Origin of the sequence: Kitasatospora sp. NPDC127060 (genome assembly GCF_042724935.1) — a bacterium.
Taxonomy (GTDB): Bacteria; Actinomycetota; Actinomycetes; order Streptomycetales; family Streptomycetaceae; genus Kitasatospora.
This window is the reverse complement of sequence record NZ_JBHXEG010000092.1, coordinates 1-16,059: the sequence shown is the minus strand read 5'-3', so window position 1 is coordinate 16,059 and position 16,059 is coordinate 1. Positions and strand designations below refer to the sequence as shown.

Below are 16,059 nucleotides of genomic sequence, written 5' to 3'. Positions count from 1 at the left end.
CGCACACACGATGAAATCCGCATGCGTTTTCCCGAAGCGCGACGAAATCAGCAGCTTCCACGCTTGCGAACAGGAGAACGATCAGGCACAGTGGCCGCGTGGCCAACCGCGACCGAAACGCGAGCGTTCCCCTCGACGCCGCCTCCAAGGCGATCATCGAGCAGCTCCAGGAGGACGGGCGCCGCCCGTACGCCGCCATCGGCAAGGCCGTCGGCCTGTCCGAGGCAGCCGTACGGCAGCGCGTGCAGAAGCTGCTCGACCAGGGCGTGATGCAGATCGTCGCCGTCACGGACCCGCTCACCGTCGGCTTCACCCGCCAGGCGATGGTCGGCATCCGGGTCGAGGGCGACATCGAGCCCGTCGCCGACGCGCTGGCCGCCCTCGACGAGGTCGACTACGTCGTCTGCACCGCAGGCTCGTTCGACCTCCTGGCCGAACTGGTCTGCGAGGACGACGAGCACCTGCTCGAAATGATCAACAAGCGCATCCGCGCGCTTCCCGGCGTGCGGAGCACCGAGAGCTTCGTTTACCTGAAGCTCCGGAAACAGACCTACACCTGGGGCACCCGATGACAGCCGACCCGGCGCAGAAGGACCTTTCCAAGACCGCCTACGACCACCTGTGGATGCACTTCACCCGCATGTCGTCGTACGAGAACTCCCCCGTGCCCACCATCGTCAAGGGCGAGGGCACGTACATCTGGGACGACAAGGGCCGGAAGTACATCGACGGCCTGGCCGGCCTGTTCGTCGTGCAGGCCGGTCACGGCCGCGCCGAGCTCGCCGAGGTCGCCGCCAAGCAGGCCAAGGAACTCGCGTTCTTCCCGATCTGGAGCTACGCGCACCCCAAGGCCGTCGAGCTGGCCGAGCGCCTGGCCAACTACGCCCCGGGCGACCTCAACAAGGTCTTCTTCTCCACCGGTGGCGGCGAGGCCGTCGAGACCGCCTGGAAGCTGGCCAAGCAGTACTTCAAGCTGATCGGCAAGCCGACCAAGTACAAGGTCATCTCGCGCGCCGTCGCCTACCACGGCACCCCCCAGGGCGCCCTGTCGATCACCGGCCTGCCGGGCCTGAAGGCCCCGTTCGAGCCGCTGGTGCCGGGCACCCACAAGGCCCCGAACACCAACATCTACCGCGCCCCGGCCTTCCTGGAGGGCCCCGACGGCACGGTCGACCCCGAGGCCTACGGCCGCTGGTGCGCCGACGAGATCGAGGTGGCGATCCTCAACGAGGGCGCCGAGACCGTCGCCGCCGTCTTCGTCGAGCCGGTGCAGAACGCCGGTGGCTGCTTCCCGCCGCCGCCCGGGTACTTCCAGCGCCTGCGCGAGATCTGTGACCGCCACGACGTGCTGCTGGTCTCGGACGAGGTCATCTGCGCCTTCGGCCGCCTCGGCACCATGTTCGGCGCCGACAAGTTCGGCTACGTGCCGGACATGATCACCTGCGCCAAGGGCATGACCTCGGGCTACTCTCCGATCGGCGCCACGATCATCTCCGACCGCATCGCCGAGCCGTTCTACAAGGGTGACAACACCTTCCTGCACGGCTACACCTTCGCCGGCCACCCGGTCTCCTCGGCCGTGGCGCTCGCCAACCTCGACATCTTCGAGCGCGAGGGCCTGAACCAGAAGGTGCTGGACAACGAGGCGAACTTCCTCGGCACCCTGAACAAGCTGCGCGACCTGCCGATCGTCGGCGACGTCCGCGGCAACGGCTACTTCTACGGCATCGAGCTCGTCAAGGACAAGGTCACCAAGGAGACCTTCAACGACGACGAGGTCGAGCGCGTGCTCTACGGCTTCCTGTCGAAGGCGCTCTTCGACAACGGCCTGTACTGCCGCGCCGACGACCGTGGCGACCCGGTCATCCAGCTGGCCCCGCCGCTGATCTCCGACCAGTCGACCTTCGACGAGATCGAGCAGATCCTGCGGGTCAGCCTCACCGACGCGTGGGCCAAGCTCTGATCCCCTGAGCCCTCCTCCCACCCTCCGCCGAAGGGCGGTCCCGCTCCTGCGGGGCCGCCCTTCGGCGTTCACACCACCGGCACGGAACATCACAGTCGTACGACCAAACATGCCTGAATGCGGGTGATTTGCCCGTGATGGCCCAGAGCGCCGCAACCGCGACCGGCCCCGGTCGTTCTAATCTGACGACTGTCATATCCCTGCGGCCCCCAGGATGGAACCTCATGTCAGCGGCACCGCCTGACAACGACGTGCTGTGGGCCCGAGGGATCGTCAAGTCCCACTACGGCACCCCCGCCCTGCGCGGCATCTCCATCGGCGTCCGCGACGGCGAGGTGCTCGCCGTCACCGGTCCGCGCGGCTCCGGCAAGAGCACCCTGCTCGGCTGCCTCTCCGCCCAGCTCCCGGTCGACGAGGGCGAGGTCTGGTTCAACAGCGCCCCCGTCCACACCCTCGGCCGGGCCGGACGCGAACGCCTCCGCCGCGACCGCTTCGGCTTCGTCGGCTCCGAGCCGCTCCTGGTGCCCGAACTCACCGCCCGCGAGAACGTCGCCCTGCCGCTGCTGCTCGCCGGCGCCGGCAACAAGGCCGCCTACACCGCCGCCGACGAATGGCTGGAACGCCTCGACGTCGGCGAGATCGCCCGGCAGCGCCCCGACCGGCTGGTCCAGAGCCAGCGCCAGCGGATCGCCGTCGCCCGCGCCCTCGCCCCGCTGCCGCCCGTCGTCTTCGCCGACGACCCCACCGCCCCGCTGCACCGCGAGGCCGCCGACCAGGTCCTGCGGATACTGACCAGCGCGGCCCGCTCGCACCAGCTCACCCTCGTCCTGGCCACCCACGACCCCGAGCTCGTCCGCTTCGCGGACCGCGCCGTCGCCCTCGTCGACGGACGGCTCACCGCACCCGCCGCCCCCGTCCCGCGCGGCCCCGCCGCCCCCGGCACGGCCGGTGCCTCCGCCGTCACGGCCACCCGCCGCTGACGAGGCCCAGCCGCTGAAAGAGTCGACGTGTTCTACCTCCGTCTGGCCCGGGGCTACCGGGTGCCCGACCTCGGCCGCTGGCTGCTCACCGCACTGGCGGCCGCCGTCGTCGCCGCCTTCCTGCTGCGCTCCCTCGGCCGGGCGCTGAGCGACCCGCTCGGCGGCGCCGACGCCCTGGTACGACTGCTCTGGTGCCTGCCCCCGCTGGCCGCCGTCGCCTGGTTCGCCGCCGTCGCCGCCCGCTCGGTGCCCGCCCGGCGGCCCGAGCGGATCGCCGGCCTCACCGCCGCCGGGGCCGGCTCCCGCCGGATCCGCGCCATGATCGCCGGCGAGGTCGCCCTCGCCTGCGCCCTCGGCAGCGTGCTCACCCTGCTGCTCTTCCTGGTGCTGCGCAACGACATCGCCGGGCCCTCGCTCGCCCCCGACCTCGGCATGGGCGTGCCGCTGCCGGCCGCCGCTCCGGTCACCCTGCTCGCACTGGTCCCGCTCACCGCCGGCCTCGCCGCCGGCTGCGCGGTGCCCGTCGCCGAGACCCTGCCGGGCGGCCGCCCCCACGGCCGGACCGGCTTCGGCCCGCTGCGGATCGCCGTACCGGTCGGACTGGTCGTCATCGGTGCCGCGCTCGAACTCATCGCCCTGCGCCCCGGCGCCTCCGCCGACGGCCGTCCGATCCACCTGCCCGCCGGACTCGGCAGCACCAGCACCGCCGCCCTCGGCGGCTGGGCCGCCAGCGCACTCGGCCTCGCCCTGCTCACCGGCCCGCTGCTCGCCTGGACCGGACGGCTGCTCGCCTTCGGCCGGCCCACCCCGCTGCGGCTGCTGGCCGGACGCGGCCTCACCGCCCAGGCCCGCCGGCTCGGCCCACCGCTGGCCGTCCTCACCCTGGTCGTCGCCCTGGTGCTGACCACCGTCCGTTACTGGATCGGCACCCCCGACAGCGCCGACGCGCTGCCCGCCGTCGAGGCCTGCCTGGTCCTCGGCTGCGCGGCCGCGGCGGTGACCGCCCGGCTCGCCGAGGTGCGTACCGACCGGCGGGAGGTCACCGATGCGCTGCTGCGCCTCGGTGCCGCCCCCCGACTGCTGTTCGGCGCCGTCGCGCTGCGCACCCTCGCGGTGGGCACCACGCTGCTGCTGACCGGCGGGGCGACCGCCGCACTGGCGGCCGCCGGGCTGCGCTAGGGCCGCCCGGATTCCTCAGCCGGCTGCCGCGAGCTGGCCGCAGGCGCCGTCGATCTCCTGACCGCGGGTGTCCCGGACGGTCGTCGGCACGCCGTGCGACTGCAGCCGGCGGACGAACTCGCGCTCGTCCTCGGGCCGGGAGGCCGTCCACTTGGAACCCGGGGTCGGGTTCAGCGGGATCAGGTTGACGTGCACCCGGTGGTTCTTGATCAGCCGACCGAGCAGGTCGGCGCGCCACGCCTGGTCGTTGATGTCCTTGATCAGCGCGTACTCGATGGAGATCCGGCGACCGGACTTCTCCGCGTAGTTCCAGGCCGCGTCCAGCACCTCGGCGACCTTCCACCGGGTGTTCACCGGGACCAGCTCGTCGCGCAGCTCGTCGTCCGGGGCGTGCAGCGACAGCGCCAGCCGGCAGCTGAGACCCTCGTCGGCCAGCCGGTTCATCGCCGGGACGAGGCCGACCGTGGAGACGGTGATGCCGCGCTGGGACAAGCCGAAGCCGTCCGGCGCCGGGTCGGTCAGCCGGCGGATCGCGGCCAGCACCCGGTTGTAGTTGGCCAGCGGCTCGCCCATGCCCATGAACACCACGTTGGACAGCCGCGCCTCGCCGCCCGGGATCTCACCGGCCTTCAGCGCGCGCATCCCGGCGGCGATCTGCTCGACGATCTCGCCGGTGGACAGGTTGCGGGTCAGCCCCGCCTGGCCGGTGGCACAGAACGGGCAGTTCATGCCGCAGCCGGCCTGCGAACTGATGCACATGGTGACCCGGTCCGGGTAACGCATCAGCACCGACTCGACGAGCGTGCCGTCGAACAGCTTCCACAGCGTCTTGCGGGTGGTGTCGTCGTCACAGGAGACGTGCCGCACCACCGACATCAGCTCGGGCAACAGGCTCTCGGTGAGCTTCTCCCGGCTGGCGGCGGGGATGTCCGTCCAGCTCGCCGGGTCGGCGGACATCCGGCCGAAGTAGTGGTTGGAGAGCTGCTTGGCGCGGAACGGCTGCTCGCCCAGCTCGGCGACGGCCTCCTTGCGCTCGGCGGGGCTCAGGTCGGCGAGGTGTCGCGGGGGCTTGGCGCCGCGCGGCGCGACAAAGGTGAGTTCTCCGGGCTTAGGCATGGTTGTTCCAGTGTCGCAGACGCGCGAGGGCCCCGGACGCCTGGCGTCCGGGGCCCGTACTCGGATCCGCGGGTCAGCTCCCGACGAAGGCCGCCAGCAGCAGCCAGACCACCGGGGCGGTCGGCAGCAGTGAGTCCAGCCGGTCCATGATGCCGCCGTGGCCGGGCAGCAGGGTGCCCATGTCCTTGATCCCGAGGTCGCGCTTGATCATCGACTCGCCCAGGTCGCCCAGGGTCGCGGTGACCGCGGCGCAGCCGCCCAGGATCAGGCCCTGCCACCAGCTGCCGCCGTCGATGATCAGCTGCATCAGCAGGGCGCCCGCCAGCATCGACAGACCGATGCCGCCGGCCAGGCCCTCGCGGGTCTTGCCGGGGCTGATCGTCGGGGCCAGCTTCGTCCGGCCGAACTTGTAGCCCACCGCGTAGGCGCCGGTGTCGCTGCAGATCGTGACGATCAGGAAGAGCACGATCCGCTGGGGGCCGTCGTCGGCCGCCAGCATCATCGCCACGAAGGTCGCCAGGAACGGCACGTAGAAGGCGGTGAACACGCCTGCCGTTATGTCGCGCAGGTAGTTCTCCGGCGGCTCGGCCATCCGCCAGACCATCACCGCCAGCCCGGTCAACGCGAGCGAGGCCGCGGCCCACTCGACGCCGGCCCAGTAGCCGGTGGCGACCATCGCGACACCGCCCACCACCAGCGGGATCAGCGGCACCTTGATCTGTTTGCGCTCGGCGAGCCGGGTGGTCAGCTCCCAGCTGCCGACCGCCACCGCGGCCATCACGACGAACAGGAACAGCGCCTTGACCACGAACAGCGTGGCGATGATCACCACGCCGAGGCCCACTCCCACGCCTATGGCGGCCTGGAGGTTACGGCCACCGCGCTGCTTGCGCGGCTCCGGCTGCGGGGCGGGCTGGGCGGCCACGGGTGTCTCCTGCCCTGGATGGGACGACGGCACGAAGGGGGGCTGCCCCGCCGCCCAGTGGCTCTGCGGCGGCGCGGGGTGCACCGGCGCCCCCGGGTACGGCGGGGCGCCGTGGCCGGGGGCGGGGGTGACGTCGTCGGTTATCGCGCGCAGCACGACCGTCTCCGTCACTCCGGGCGGCGCGGTCTCGGGCTGCTCGTCCCGGAACAGCGGGCCGCTCATCCGGCCAGGCTCCCTGGCCTGCTCCGGACCGGGGTCGGCGGGCGCGGCGGCGTCGGCGGGCGCGGTCGGCCGACCGTGCGCCGCGCGCCGGCCGGGGGTCGGATGCTGACCCGGGCCCGGGTGCCGGCCTGGAGCCGGGTACCCGCCGGGCACTGCCGACGGGACCTGGGCCTGACCACGGTCGGGCGCGCCGGGGTGCGGGCCGGGATCGGCCGGTACGGGAGGCATGACCTGAGTCTCCTCCGCGTCGCCGCCCCAGTACACCGGAGGCCGCTGGGAGTGATCCGAACGGAGGGCCTGGTCCCCGGGGACGGCACCCGGCACGGCCTGGTCGCCGGGGTGGCCGGGCTGGCCGGGGAAGGGCTGCGCCCGGTCCGGCGCCGGGTGCTCGCCGGACCCCGGCGCCGGACCCGCCGGCGGCCGGGGTGCCTGCGGCTGCGGCGCCGGGCGGTAAGGCTGGAACTGCTGGTCGGACGGGCCCCAGTAGCCAGGGGCGTCAGGGGCGTCGTTCATCAGACCTCGAGCAGCTCGGCTTCCTTGTGCTTCAGCAGCTCGTCGACCTGGGCCACGTACTTGGCCGTGGTGTCGTCGAGCTCCTTCTCGGCGCGGCGGCCGTCGTCCTCGCCGACCTCGCCGTCCTTGACCAGCTTGTCGATGGCGTCCTTGGCCTTGCGGCGCACCGAACGGATCGAGACCTTGGCGTCCTCGCCCTTGGTGCGGGCGATCTTGATGAACTCGCGGCGGCGCTCCTCGGTCAGCTCCGGCAGCACCACCCGGATGATAGAGCCGTCGTTCGACGGGTTGACGCCCAGGTCGGAGTCGCGGATCGCCTGCTCGATGGCCTTCAGAGCGGTCTTGTCGAACGGCGAGACGACCGCCATCCGGGGCTCCGGCACCGAGAACGAGGCCAGCTGGTTGATCGGCGTCACGGCACCGTAGTACTCGGCGACGATCTTGGCGAACATCGCCGGGTGCGCCCGGCCGGTGCGGATGGCCGCAAGGTCGTCCTTGGCGACGACGACGGCCTTCTCCATCTTCTCCTCGGCCTCGAGGAGGGTCTCTTCGATCACTGTGATCTCCCTGTCCGGTTCATCTGCTGTTGTCCCGACCGGTGTCGGCATCGGGGCCGGTCGCGGCGGACGCCGCCCCGTACGGCTGGTTGCTGCTCAGGCCCGGACAGAATCCTGGCTGATGAGTGTGCCGATCTTCTCACTCTTCACCGCACGCGCGATATTGCCCTCCGCCAGCAGTTCGAATACCAGCATCGGGAGGTTGTTGTCCTTGCACAGCGTGATCGCGGTGAGGTCGGCGACCTTGAGGTCGCGCGCGATGACCTCGGAGTACTCCAGCGCGTCGAACTTCACCGCGTCCGGGTTGGTCCGGGGGTCGGAGTCGTAGACGCCGTCCACGCCGTTCTTGCCCATCAGCAGGACGTCGGCGTGGATCTCCAGGGCGCGCTGGACGGCCGTGGTGTCGGTGGAGAAGTACGGCATGCCCATACCCGCGCCGAAGATCACCACGCGGCCCTTCTCCAGGTGCCGGACGGCCCGCAGCGGCAGGTACGGCTCGGCGACCTGGCCCATGGTGATGGCGGTCTGGACCCGGGTCTCGATGCCTTCCTTGACCAGGAAGTCCTGCAGTGCCAGGCAGTTCATGACGGTGCCGAGCATGCCCATGTAGTCGGACCGGGCCCGGTCCATGCCGCGGACCTGCAGCTCGGCGCCCCGGAAGAAGTTGCCGCCGCCGATGACCACCGCGACCTCGGTACCGGCGCGGACGACCGTGGCGATCTCGCGGGCGATCGCGTGCACGACGTCCGGGTCGACGCCGAGCCCGCCGCCACCGGCGAAGGCTTCACCGGACAGCTTGAGCAGCACCCGGCGGCGCGAGCCGGCCTTGGGGTCCTGCGCGGTCTCCTGCGTCTCCTGCATGGACTTCTCCTTTATTGCACCTGCTGGCTCACAGGCCTGGGCGTGCGGATGCCCGGCCTGCGCGTACACGAGAGGAGGCCACTGCCGCGGGAACCGGTTCGGTGTCCTGCACGGCAATGGCCTCCTCGTCGTTCATGGTGCCGACACGGCCCGCCCATGGACGGTTGGCGCTGGGTGAGCCCGTTCGGCGTTCCGCCCGCCCTGGTCAGCGGGCGGGGGCGGTTCCCAGCCTAGAGGGGCCGGGGACCAGGTGGAACGTGGCTCAGGCGCCGACGCGGAAGCGGGCGAAGCGCTTGAGGGAGACGCCGGCCTCCTCGAGGACCTTGGCGACGGTCTTCTTGTTGTCCTTGGCGAAGGCCTGCTCCAGGACGGAGTTCTCCTTCACGAAGCCGGTGACGCGACCCTCGACGATCTTCGGCAGGGCGGCCTCCGGCTTGCCCTCCTCGCGGGCGGTGGCCTCGGCGACGCGGCGCTCGTTCTCGAGGGCCTCGGCCGGGATCTCCTCGCGGGACAGGTACTTCGGCGCGAAGGCGGCGATGTGCTGCGCGACGTCCTTGGCGACCTCGGCGTTCTCCTTGTCCAGCTCGACCAGGACACCGACGGTCGGCGGCAGGTCGGGGCTGGTCTTGTGCAGGTAGACCGCGACGAAGCCGTCACCGTTGAACTGGGCGAAGCGACGGAAGACGATCTTCTCGCCCAGGGTCGCGTTGGCCTCGTCCACGAACTGCTGGACGGTCTTGCCGGCCTCGATCTCGGAAGCCAGGGCGGCGTCCAGGTCGGCCGGGGCGCTCTTGGCGACGTGGGCGGCGATCGCGTCGGCGACCTGGACGAAGTTGTCACCCTTGGCGACGAAGTCGGTCTCGCAGTTCAGCTCGACCAGAACGCCGGACTTCTTGTCCTCGGCGATCAGCGCGGCGACGGCGCCGTTGGAGGCGTCACGGCCCTCGCGCTTGGCAACACCCTTCTGGCCCTTGATGCGCAGGAGCTCGACGGCCTTCTCGACGTTGCCCTCGGCCTCGTCCAGGGCCTTCTTGCAGTCCATCATGCCGGCGCCGGTGAGCTCACGGAGCTTCTTGACGTCCGCGGCGGTGAAGTTCGCCATGGTGTGAATCTCTTCTCGCGTCTCGCGTGTCTGCGTGGGGATGCGCCGGGACCGATGGTTCGGTCCCGGCGCGGGAGAGAGGGGCACCTGCCGGTGTCGTACCGGCGAGTGCCCCTCACCCTTGGTACGTCAGGCCTGCTCGGCCGGAGCCTCGGTGGCCGGGGCCTCGGTGGCCGGGGCCTCGGTGGCCGGGGCCTCGGTGGCGGCGGCCTCGGCAGCGGGGGCCTCAGCCGGAGCCTCGGCGGCCGCGGGGGCCTCCTCGGCCTTCTTCTCGCCCTCGATGAGGTCCTTCTCCCAGTCGGCCAGCGGCTGGTCGGCGCCCGGCTCGGCCTTGGTGTCGGCCTTGGCGACACCGGCGCGGGACTTCAGGCCCTCGGCGACGGCGTCGGCGATCACGCGGGTCAGCAGGGTGACGGAGCGGATCGCGTCGTCGTTGCCCGGGATCTTGTAGTCGACCTCGTCCGGGTCACAGTTGGTGTCGAGGATGGCGACGACCGGGATGTTGAGCTTCCGGGCCTCGCCGACCGCGATGTGCTCCTTCTTGGTGTCCACGATCCAGACAGCGCTGGGAACGCGCTGCATGTCGCGGATACCGCCGAGGGTCTTCTCCAGCTTGTCGTGCTCGCGCTGGAGGACCAGGAGCTCCTTCTTGGTGAGGCCGGAGCCGGCCACGTCCGAGAAGTCCAGCTCGCCGAGCTCCTTCAGGCGCTGCAGACGCTTGTAGACGGTCGAGAAGTTGGTCAGCATGCCGCCGAGCCAGCGCTGGTTCACGTAGGGCATGCCCACGCGGGTGGCCTGCTCGGCGATGGCCTCCTGGGCCTGCTTCTTCGTGCCGACGAAGAGGACGCTGCCGCCGTGGGCAACGGTCTCCTTGATGAACTCGAAGGCGCGGTCGATGTAGTTCAGCGACTGCAGCAGGTCGATGATGTAGATGCCGTTGCGCTCGGTGATGATGAAGCGCTTCATCTTCGGGTTCCAGCGGCGGGTCTGGTGACCGAAGTGGACGCCGCTCTCCAGCAGCTCCCGCATCGTGACGACGGCCATTGCCGTGCTCCTCAGGTGTTACGGCCCGGCTGTGGCTGCCCTCGGGGGTTCCCTCGGGCGAAGTGCCTACGGCCAGGTCAGTCTCGGTTGTCCGTGGCGGCCAGGTGACAGCCACGCCTGACGCCCCGATCGTGCCGAGCCGCTTCCACCCGCTCGGTCCGGGGACCGGTCGGGCTCGGCGGACCGAGCGGCACTCGCACCTGGTGGGGCCGCGGAAGAACCGCGTCCGACCACCGGTGGCGGGGCGTGCGAAGTCGACCCGGTGGACCGGGTCGCGTGTGAAGTGTACGGGAAGCGCCGAGCAGCGAGCGACTTCGCGGGCGCGCGAGGGCCTACGGGCGGGCTGCGGACGAACGGGCCACGAGCTGTCGACGGCCCGGGGACGGGCCCGGTAGGCCGACCGGGCGGGAGCCCGGGAGAACGGCTTCGGCGACGGGGCCGCCGCGGACGGAGGAAGGGTGCCGACTGGTCGGCCCCCTGCCCGCCGAACGGTCCTCGTATGCCGTTTGTACACCGGATGGCGGCGCCCGTACACCCGTCCGGGTGACGGCGATCCGGGGCGGGGGTGGTTTGTCCACAGGCATCCGGATCTGGGTGGTGTGGACGTCGGGGCACGGCCAGCCTCGGGGCATGACTGGACGGCGTGGGGTTCGAGGGATGGTCACCGGGGCGGTGCCGGCGGCGCTGCTCGCCCTGGTGGGGGTTGCGAGTGCGTTGGGGGTGCCGGCGGGGGTGGGGTGGGCTGCTGGCGTGGCTGGTGTGCCTGCTGCTTCTGGTGCGGCGCGAGCTTCGGCGGGCGGCGGGCCGAGTGGAGGTGGCCCCGTCGCCGGGTCCGGCGGCGACTCCGGCGGCGACTCCGGCGGCGGTTCAGCCGGCGGTTCAGCTTGGGGTGCGGCGCGGGCCTGGCCGGTGGGCGGGCCGAACGGGATGTTGAAGCGGTTCGAGCCACCGGCGAAACCGTGGGCGGCCGGGCACCGGGGGGTGGACCTCTCCGCCGCACCCGGGGCGGAGGTACGGGCGGCTGCCGCCGGGGTGATCGCGTTCTCCGGGCTGGTGGCGGGGCGCCCGGTGGTGACCGTCACCCATCCGGGCTCCGGGACTCCCCCGCTGCGGACCACCTACCTGCCCGTCCTCGGCGAGCTCCCGGTCGGCACCGCGGTGGCCGCCGGGCAGGTGATCGGTCAGCTCGCCCCGGACGGGCGGCACTGCGGCGCGCGGGACTGCCTGCACTGGGGGCTGCTGCGCGGCGGCCGCTACCTCGATCCGCTGGCCCTGCTCGGCACGGGCCGGGCACGCCTGCTGCCACTGAGCGGGCCGGGCCGGGCCGCGCGGATGGAGTGACCCGGCCCGAGGGAAGGGGTCGTTGCTCGGCAAGAGTTCGACGACCGGGCCGGACGGTGATTCAGGTGCGGTCGAGGCCGCGCAGCACCAGGGCGACGGCACCATCGGCGACCGCCTCGGGGGACTCGACCGGGCAACCCGCCCGGTCCCCGGTGGCGAACTGCTCGGCCCGGCGGACGGCCGCCTCCACGACCCCCTGCAACAACGCCGCGGCGAGCCGGGGCTGCTCGTGGCCGAGGTCCTCCAGGGCCCGGACGACCAGGCCGGCGAGCCGGCTGTGCGCCACTCGGATGCGCTCACGCGCGGCCTCGTCCAGTTCCAGTGCCGAGATGGCCATGACGGCGCGGTGCCTCGGGTCGCCGGCCAGGTCCAGCTGACCGCGGACGTACGCCTCGATCCGCTCGGCAGCGGTGTCGCAGCTCGCCATCCCGGCTTCGATCTCGGCCGCCCAGAGCGGGAAGTCCGCCTCGCACAGCGCCTCGACCACAGCGGCGCGGGAGCGGAAGTACTCGTAGACGGAGGAGCGCGCCAGCCCGGTGCGGGCCGCGAGCGCGGGGAAGGTCAGGGCCTCCATGCCACCTTCGGTGAGCAGGTTGCGGGCAGCATCCAGGAGGGCTGCCCGCTGCAGCTGGCGATGCTCGGCCACCGTGGCCGCTCGGATCTTCGGCACGCTCCCACTGTACGGAGCCCTGTCTGCGGCCGGTACAGCGCCGCGCATCCGGGCGCGGGGGCCGGGCCCGTCGGACGGCTCCGGCGGCTCGCTACCGGACGTCCGAGAGCTTGGCGCGCAGTTGGAGGACGGACTTGGTGTGGATCTGGCTCACCCGGCTCTCCGTCACCCCCAGCACCTGTCCGATCTCGGCGAGGGTGAGTCCCTCGTAGTAGTAGAGCGTCACCACGGTCTTCTCCCGCTCGGGGAGGGTGTTGACCGCCTGGGCCAGCAGTCTGCGCAGCTCGCGGTCCTCGGCCACCTCGACCGGGTCGTCCGCCCCGTGGTCCTCCAGGGTGTCCACCAGGCTCAGCCGGTCGCCGCCCTCCCCCACCGGGTGCAGCAGCTCGTCCAGGGCCACCACATTGGCGAGCGACAGCTGGCTGAAGATCGCGTGCAGGTCCTCGATCGCGATGCCCATCTCGGCCGCGACCTCGGGGTCGTGCGGCGTCCGGCGCAGCCGGGCCTCCAGTGTCGCGTAGGTCCGTTCGACGGCCTTCGCCTTCTGGCGCACCGAGCGGGGGATCCAGTCCAGGGCGCGCAGCTCGTCGATGATCGCGCCGCGGATGCGGCTGATCGCGTAGGTCTCGAACTTGATGGCGCGGTCGATGTCGAACTTCTCGATCGCGTCGATCAGCCCGAAGACCCCGGAGGAGACGAAGTCGGCCTGCTCGACATTGGAGGGCAGGCCGACCCCGACCCGGCCCGCCACGTACTTGACGAGTGGTGAGTAGTGCAGGATCAGCTGCTCGCGCAGTCGTTGGTCGCCGGTCTCCTTGTACGAACGCCAGAGCTCTTCGAGCGCGCTGCGCCCCGGGGCCCCGGCCTCCCGACCGTCTGCGCCCTCCCCCGTGCCCGCCCGCTCCCGGCGGGGCCGGGAACCGGGTGGGGAGGTGGCATCCGGGGCGGGGGCACTCGAAGCCAACCGGGGGGCATGGTCGACGGCCGCACCACCCGGCGCGTCCGCTTCGCCGACCGCCCCGCCGACCGCCCCGGGGTTGCGGGCCGGCTCGGCGGTGCGGGCCGGGTCAGCGCCTCCGGTCGTGTCGGCGTCCCTGGCTGGATCGGCGTCCTTGGTCGTGTCCGCGGGCTGGCCTGGTACCACCGTCGGCCGGCCGCCCTGGCGCGACAGGCCTCCCATCGTCCCCGCCGACTTGGGCGGGAACTCGGTCACGGTGCGCCGCTCGGTCCGCGGCCCTCCCGAGGACCGAGCGCCACCGGTCACTCTGTGTCCGGGAATGTGTGTGGGCATACGTTGGTCTGCGCCGTTCTGCCGAGTCATGTGCTGATAGGGAAGGCATGTGGAGCGTAGCGTCACCGACCCACTGCAAAGCGCTACCGCCACTCGGTCGTCCCCCGATCCGGTGGCGTTCGCTCACCGGATCCGGGCACACGAGCGGAAGAACCGGATCAGCAGGTCAGCCGGACCGTGCCGACTCGCCTCCCCCGGGCGCACCCATGTTCGCCCGCCCGCCGCTCACCTCCTCCGTACCGCTCGCCAGTGCGCACCGTGCCGCTCCACGAAGCCGAGCGAGACCAACTCGTAGAGCCGTTGCAGGACTTCGTCCGGCGGGAGTCCGGACTGGCGGGCCAGTCGCTCGACCGGAGCGCCGTCCGCCGTGGCCGGTACGGCCTCCAGCACCCGGGCCACCGCCGGCTCCAGCAAGTCCCTCGGCAGGACCGGACCGCTGCGCTGCGGGGCGAGATCCTCCCCGATCGACCCGACCAGTTCGGTGATCTCGGCCGCGTCGGTGACCAGCGTGGCGCCGCCGCTGCGGATCAGGGCGTGGACCCCGGCGGAGAGCTCCGAAGTGACGGGCCCGGCGACACCCATGGTGTGGCGGTTGAGGTCCCGCGCCCGTCTGGCCGTGCTCAGGGCTCCGCTGCGCAGAGCCGCCTCGACCACCACGGTGCCCCGGGTCAGCGCCGCGATGACCCGGTTGCGGAGCACGAAGCGGAAGCGGTTCGGGTGCTCTCCGGGCGGGAGTTCGCTGACCAACAGGCCCTGGACGCCGATCCGCCGGATCAGTTCGGCGTTCCCCTTCGGGTAGGCCACGTCGACTCCGCAGGCCAGCACGGCGACGGTCATCCCGCCGACGGCAAGCACCCCTCGGTGGGCCGCGGCGTCGATCCCGTACGCGGCACCGGAGACCACGACCCAGCCGCGCTCGGCCAGTTGGGCCGAGAGCTCGCCCGCGACATGGGCGCCGTAGGCCGTGCAGGCCCGCGATCCCACCACGGCCACCGAGCGGAGGGCGAGCAGCCGCAGTGAACCCGTGCCGGTGGTCCACAGCCCGATCGGGCGTCCGTCACCCAGGTCGTCCAGTTGACTGGGCCATTCCGTGTCCCCCGGAATGATGAAGCGCCCGCCGACGTCCCGTACCCGTTTCAGGTCGTTCGCCGGGTCGAGCCCCGGGAGCCGCGCCTGGTAGGCGGCCAGCCGGGCGGAGTCCAGCCCGGGGTGGTCGGGGACGTCGCCCTCCCTGATCGCCCGGACCACCTCCACGGCGGGGAGCTGGCCGAGCCAGCGGCCGACCACCGCGTCGCCCGGTTCGCTGAGCCGGTTGAGCAGGGCCCGGGCGAGCCGCTCCGGTTCGCGTCCGGTCGGCGGGCCGGCCTCGGCCGGCCGGGGTGCTCGGTCTGCCCGGGGTGCTTGGGCTGCTTGAAGTGCTTGGGCCGCTTGGGCCGCTTGGGGGTGCCCCAACAGCTGGTTCACGCCGCCTCCTCCTCGTTCGCCAGGGGCTTCTCCGGCGGGTCGGGCCAGTCGTCCTCCGGGCCGGGCCTGCGCTGTGCCGGGATGATCCCGGCCCGGCCGTATCCGCGTTCGGGCAGCGGGAGCCCCTGCTCGACCCCGGTGCGCAGGACCAGGGCGGTGCGCACGTCCCGCTGGTCCGGCCGGTCGCGGCCGGCCAGGTCGGCGACCGTCCAGGCGACCCGGAGCACCCGGTCCAGGCCGCGCGCGGTCAGCAGCCCGCGCTCCAGCTGACGGGCGACGTCGTCGAGCGCACCGGACCCGAGCTGCCACCGGGTCCGCAGTTCATGGCCGGGCACCTCCGCGTTGGTCCGCCACGGGGTGTGCGCCAGCCGGACCGCAGCCCGCTCCCGCGCCGCCAGCACCCGGGCCGCGACGGTCTCGGTGTTCTCGGCCGTGGTGTCCCGCTCCATCAGCTCGATCCTGGTCACCGGGGCGACCTGGACCTGGAGGTCGACCCGGTCCAGCAGCGGACCGGAGAGCCGCCCCTGGTACCGGCTGACCATGGCCGGGGTGCACTCACAGCCCTCGCCCCGCCGCGAGTACCGGCCGCACGGGCACGGATTGGCGGCCAGGCAGAGGAGGAATCGGGCCGGGAGCCGGAGCGATCCTGCCGATCGGGCGATCACCACCTCGCCGGACTCCAGCGGCTGGCGCAGCGCGTCGAGCACCCGTACCGGGAACTCCGGCGCCTCGTCCTGTTTTCCGAACCGCCGCGAGTTCGCATCGCCTCTGAGCTGGGTGAATGCGTCGCGTTCATGTCCGGGACGCACTCACCTGGCAATCATGGCTGGG

Annotated in this window: 14 protein-coding genes and 1 pseudogene; 5 read left to right on the top strand and 10 right to left on the bottom strand. The window is 72.2% G+C overall.

Annotated features, from left to right (window positions below; translation table 11 throughout):
* Positions 1-98: 98 nt before the first annotated feature.
* The 4 genes from ACFWIS_RS34600 to ACFWIS_RS34585 all read left to right on the top strand — a co-directional run bounded on the left by ACFWIS_RS34600 (position 99) and on the right by ACFWIS_RS34585 (position 4,122).
* Positions 99-572, top strand: a complete 474-nt coding sequence (locus ACFWIS_RS34600) for an Lrp/AsnC family transcriptional regulator (RefSeq protein WP_030306695.1) — start codon at positions 99-101, stop codon at positions 570-572.
* The gene (locus ACFWIS_RS34595) at positions 569-1,963 is read left to right on the top strand and encodes an aspartate aminotransferase family protein (protein ID WP_380453341.1); all 1,395 of its coding nucleotides are present in this window, start codon (positions 569-571) and stop codon (positions 1,961-1,963) included. Before ACFWIS_RS34600 ends, ACFWIS_RS34595 begins: the two co-directional genes overlap by 4 nt.
* 224 nt (positions 1,964-2,187) lie before the next feature.
* Positions 2,188-2,943 carry an ABC transporter ATP-binding protein gene (locus ACFWIS_RS34590; protein ID WP_380453343.1) on the top strand — a complete coding sequence of 252 codons (756 nt, stop codon included), beginning with the start codon at positions 2,188-2,190 and terminating at the stop codon, positions 2,941-2,943.
* 27 nt (positions 2,944-2,970) lie between these two features.
* Entirely contained in the window at positions 2,971-4,122 is a 1,152-nt protein-coding gene (locus ACFWIS_RS34585) for a hypothetical protein (protein WP_380453345.1), read from the top strand.
* 15 nt (positions 4,123-4,137) lie between these two features.
* Here ACFWIS_RS34585 and rlmN read toward each other — a convergent pair whose 3' ends face one another.
* The 6 genes from rlmN to rpsB all read right to left on the bottom strand — a co-directional run bounded on the left by rlmN (position 4,138) and on the right by rpsB (position 10,462).
* On the bottom strand, positions 4,138-5,238 hold the full coding sequence (gene rlmN, locus ACFWIS_RS34580; protein WP_380453347.1) for a 23S rRNA (adenine(2503)-C(2))-methyltransferase RlmN: 1,101 nt from the start codon (positions 5,236-5,238) through the stop codon (positions 4,138-4,140).
* A 73-nt stretch (positions 5,239-5,311) separates the two neighbouring features.
* Positions 5,312-6,385, bottom strand: a complete 1,074-nt coding sequence (locus ACFWIS_RS34575; protein ID WP_380453349.1) for a phosphatidate cytidylyltransferase — start codon at positions 6,383-6,385, stop codon at positions 5,312-5,314.
* Between the two features lie 512 nt (positions 6,386-6,897).
* Positions 6,898-7,455: a ribosome recycling factor gene (gene frr / locus ACFWIS_RS34570; protein WP_380417258.1), complete on the bottom strand. Its 558-nt coding sequence runs from the start codon at positions 7,453-7,455 to the stop codon at positions 6,898-6,900.
* 96 nt (positions 7,456-7,551) lie between these two features.
* On the bottom strand, positions 7,552-8,316 hold the full coding sequence (gene pyrH, locus ACFWIS_RS34565) for a UMP kinase (protein WP_030056790.1): 765 nt from the start codon (positions 8,314-8,316) through the stop codon (positions 7,552-7,554).
* A gap of 262 nt (positions 8,317-8,578) precedes the next feature.
* Entirely contained in the window at positions 8,579-9,418 is an 840-nt protein-coding gene (tsf, locus tag ACFWIS_RS34560) for a translation elongation factor Ts (protein WP_380453351.1), read from the bottom strand.
* A 129-nt stretch (positions 9,419-9,547) separates the two neighbouring features.
* Positions 9,548-10,462 carry a 30S ribosomal protein S2 gene (gene rpsB, locus ACFWIS_RS34555; protein WP_380453353.1) on the bottom strand — a complete coding sequence of 305 codons (915 nt, stop codon included), beginning with the start codon at positions 10,460-10,462 and terminating at the stop codon, positions 9,548-9,550.
* 981 nt (positions 10,463-11,443) lie between these two features.
* Here rpsB and ACFWIS_RS34550 point away from each other — a divergent pair.
* Positions 11,444-11,803, top strand: coding sequence for a peptidoglycan DD-metalloendopeptidase family protein (locus ACFWIS_RS34550; RefSeq protein ID WP_380453355.1), 360 nt, complete (start codon positions 11,444-11,446; stop codon positions 11,801-11,803).
* Between the two features lie 61 nt (positions 11,804-11,864).
* Here the strand turns inward: ACFWIS_RS34550 and ACFWIS_RS34545 are convergent, their stop codons facing one another.
* From ACFWIS_RS34545 to ACFWIS_RS34530, 4 genes and pseudogenes are all read right to left on the bottom strand, one after another.
* Positions 11,865-12,449 carry a TetR/AcrR family transcriptional regulator gene (locus tag ACFWIS_RS34545; RefSeq protein WP_380453467.1) on the bottom strand — a complete coding sequence of 195 codons (585 nt, stop codon included), beginning with the start codon at positions 12,447-12,449 and terminating at the stop codon, positions 11,865-11,867.
* Positions 12,450-12,564: 115 nt separating this feature from the next.
* Positions 12,565-13,437: an RNA polymerase sigma factor WhiG gene (gene whiG, locus ACFWIS_RS34540; RefSeq protein ID WP_380453469.1), complete on the bottom strand. Its 873-nt coding sequence runs from the start codon at positions 13,435-13,437 to the stop codon at positions 12,565-12,567.
* 552 nt (positions 13,438-13,989) lie between these two features.
* Positions 13,990-15,228 (bottom strand): DNA-processing protein DprA, encoded by a 1,239-nt coding sequence (gene dprA, locus ACFWIS_RS34535; RefSeq protein ID WP_380453356.1) that lies wholly within the window; start codon positions 15,226-15,228, stop codon positions 13,990-13,992.
* Positions 15,225-15,962 (bottom strand): annotated as a pseudogene (locus ACFWIS_RS34530) (ATP-binding protein); the annotation flags it as partial. The pseudogene ACFWIS_RS34530 and the gene dprA, both read right to left, overlap by 4 nt.
* Positions 15,963-16,059 lie beyond the last annotated feature (97 nt).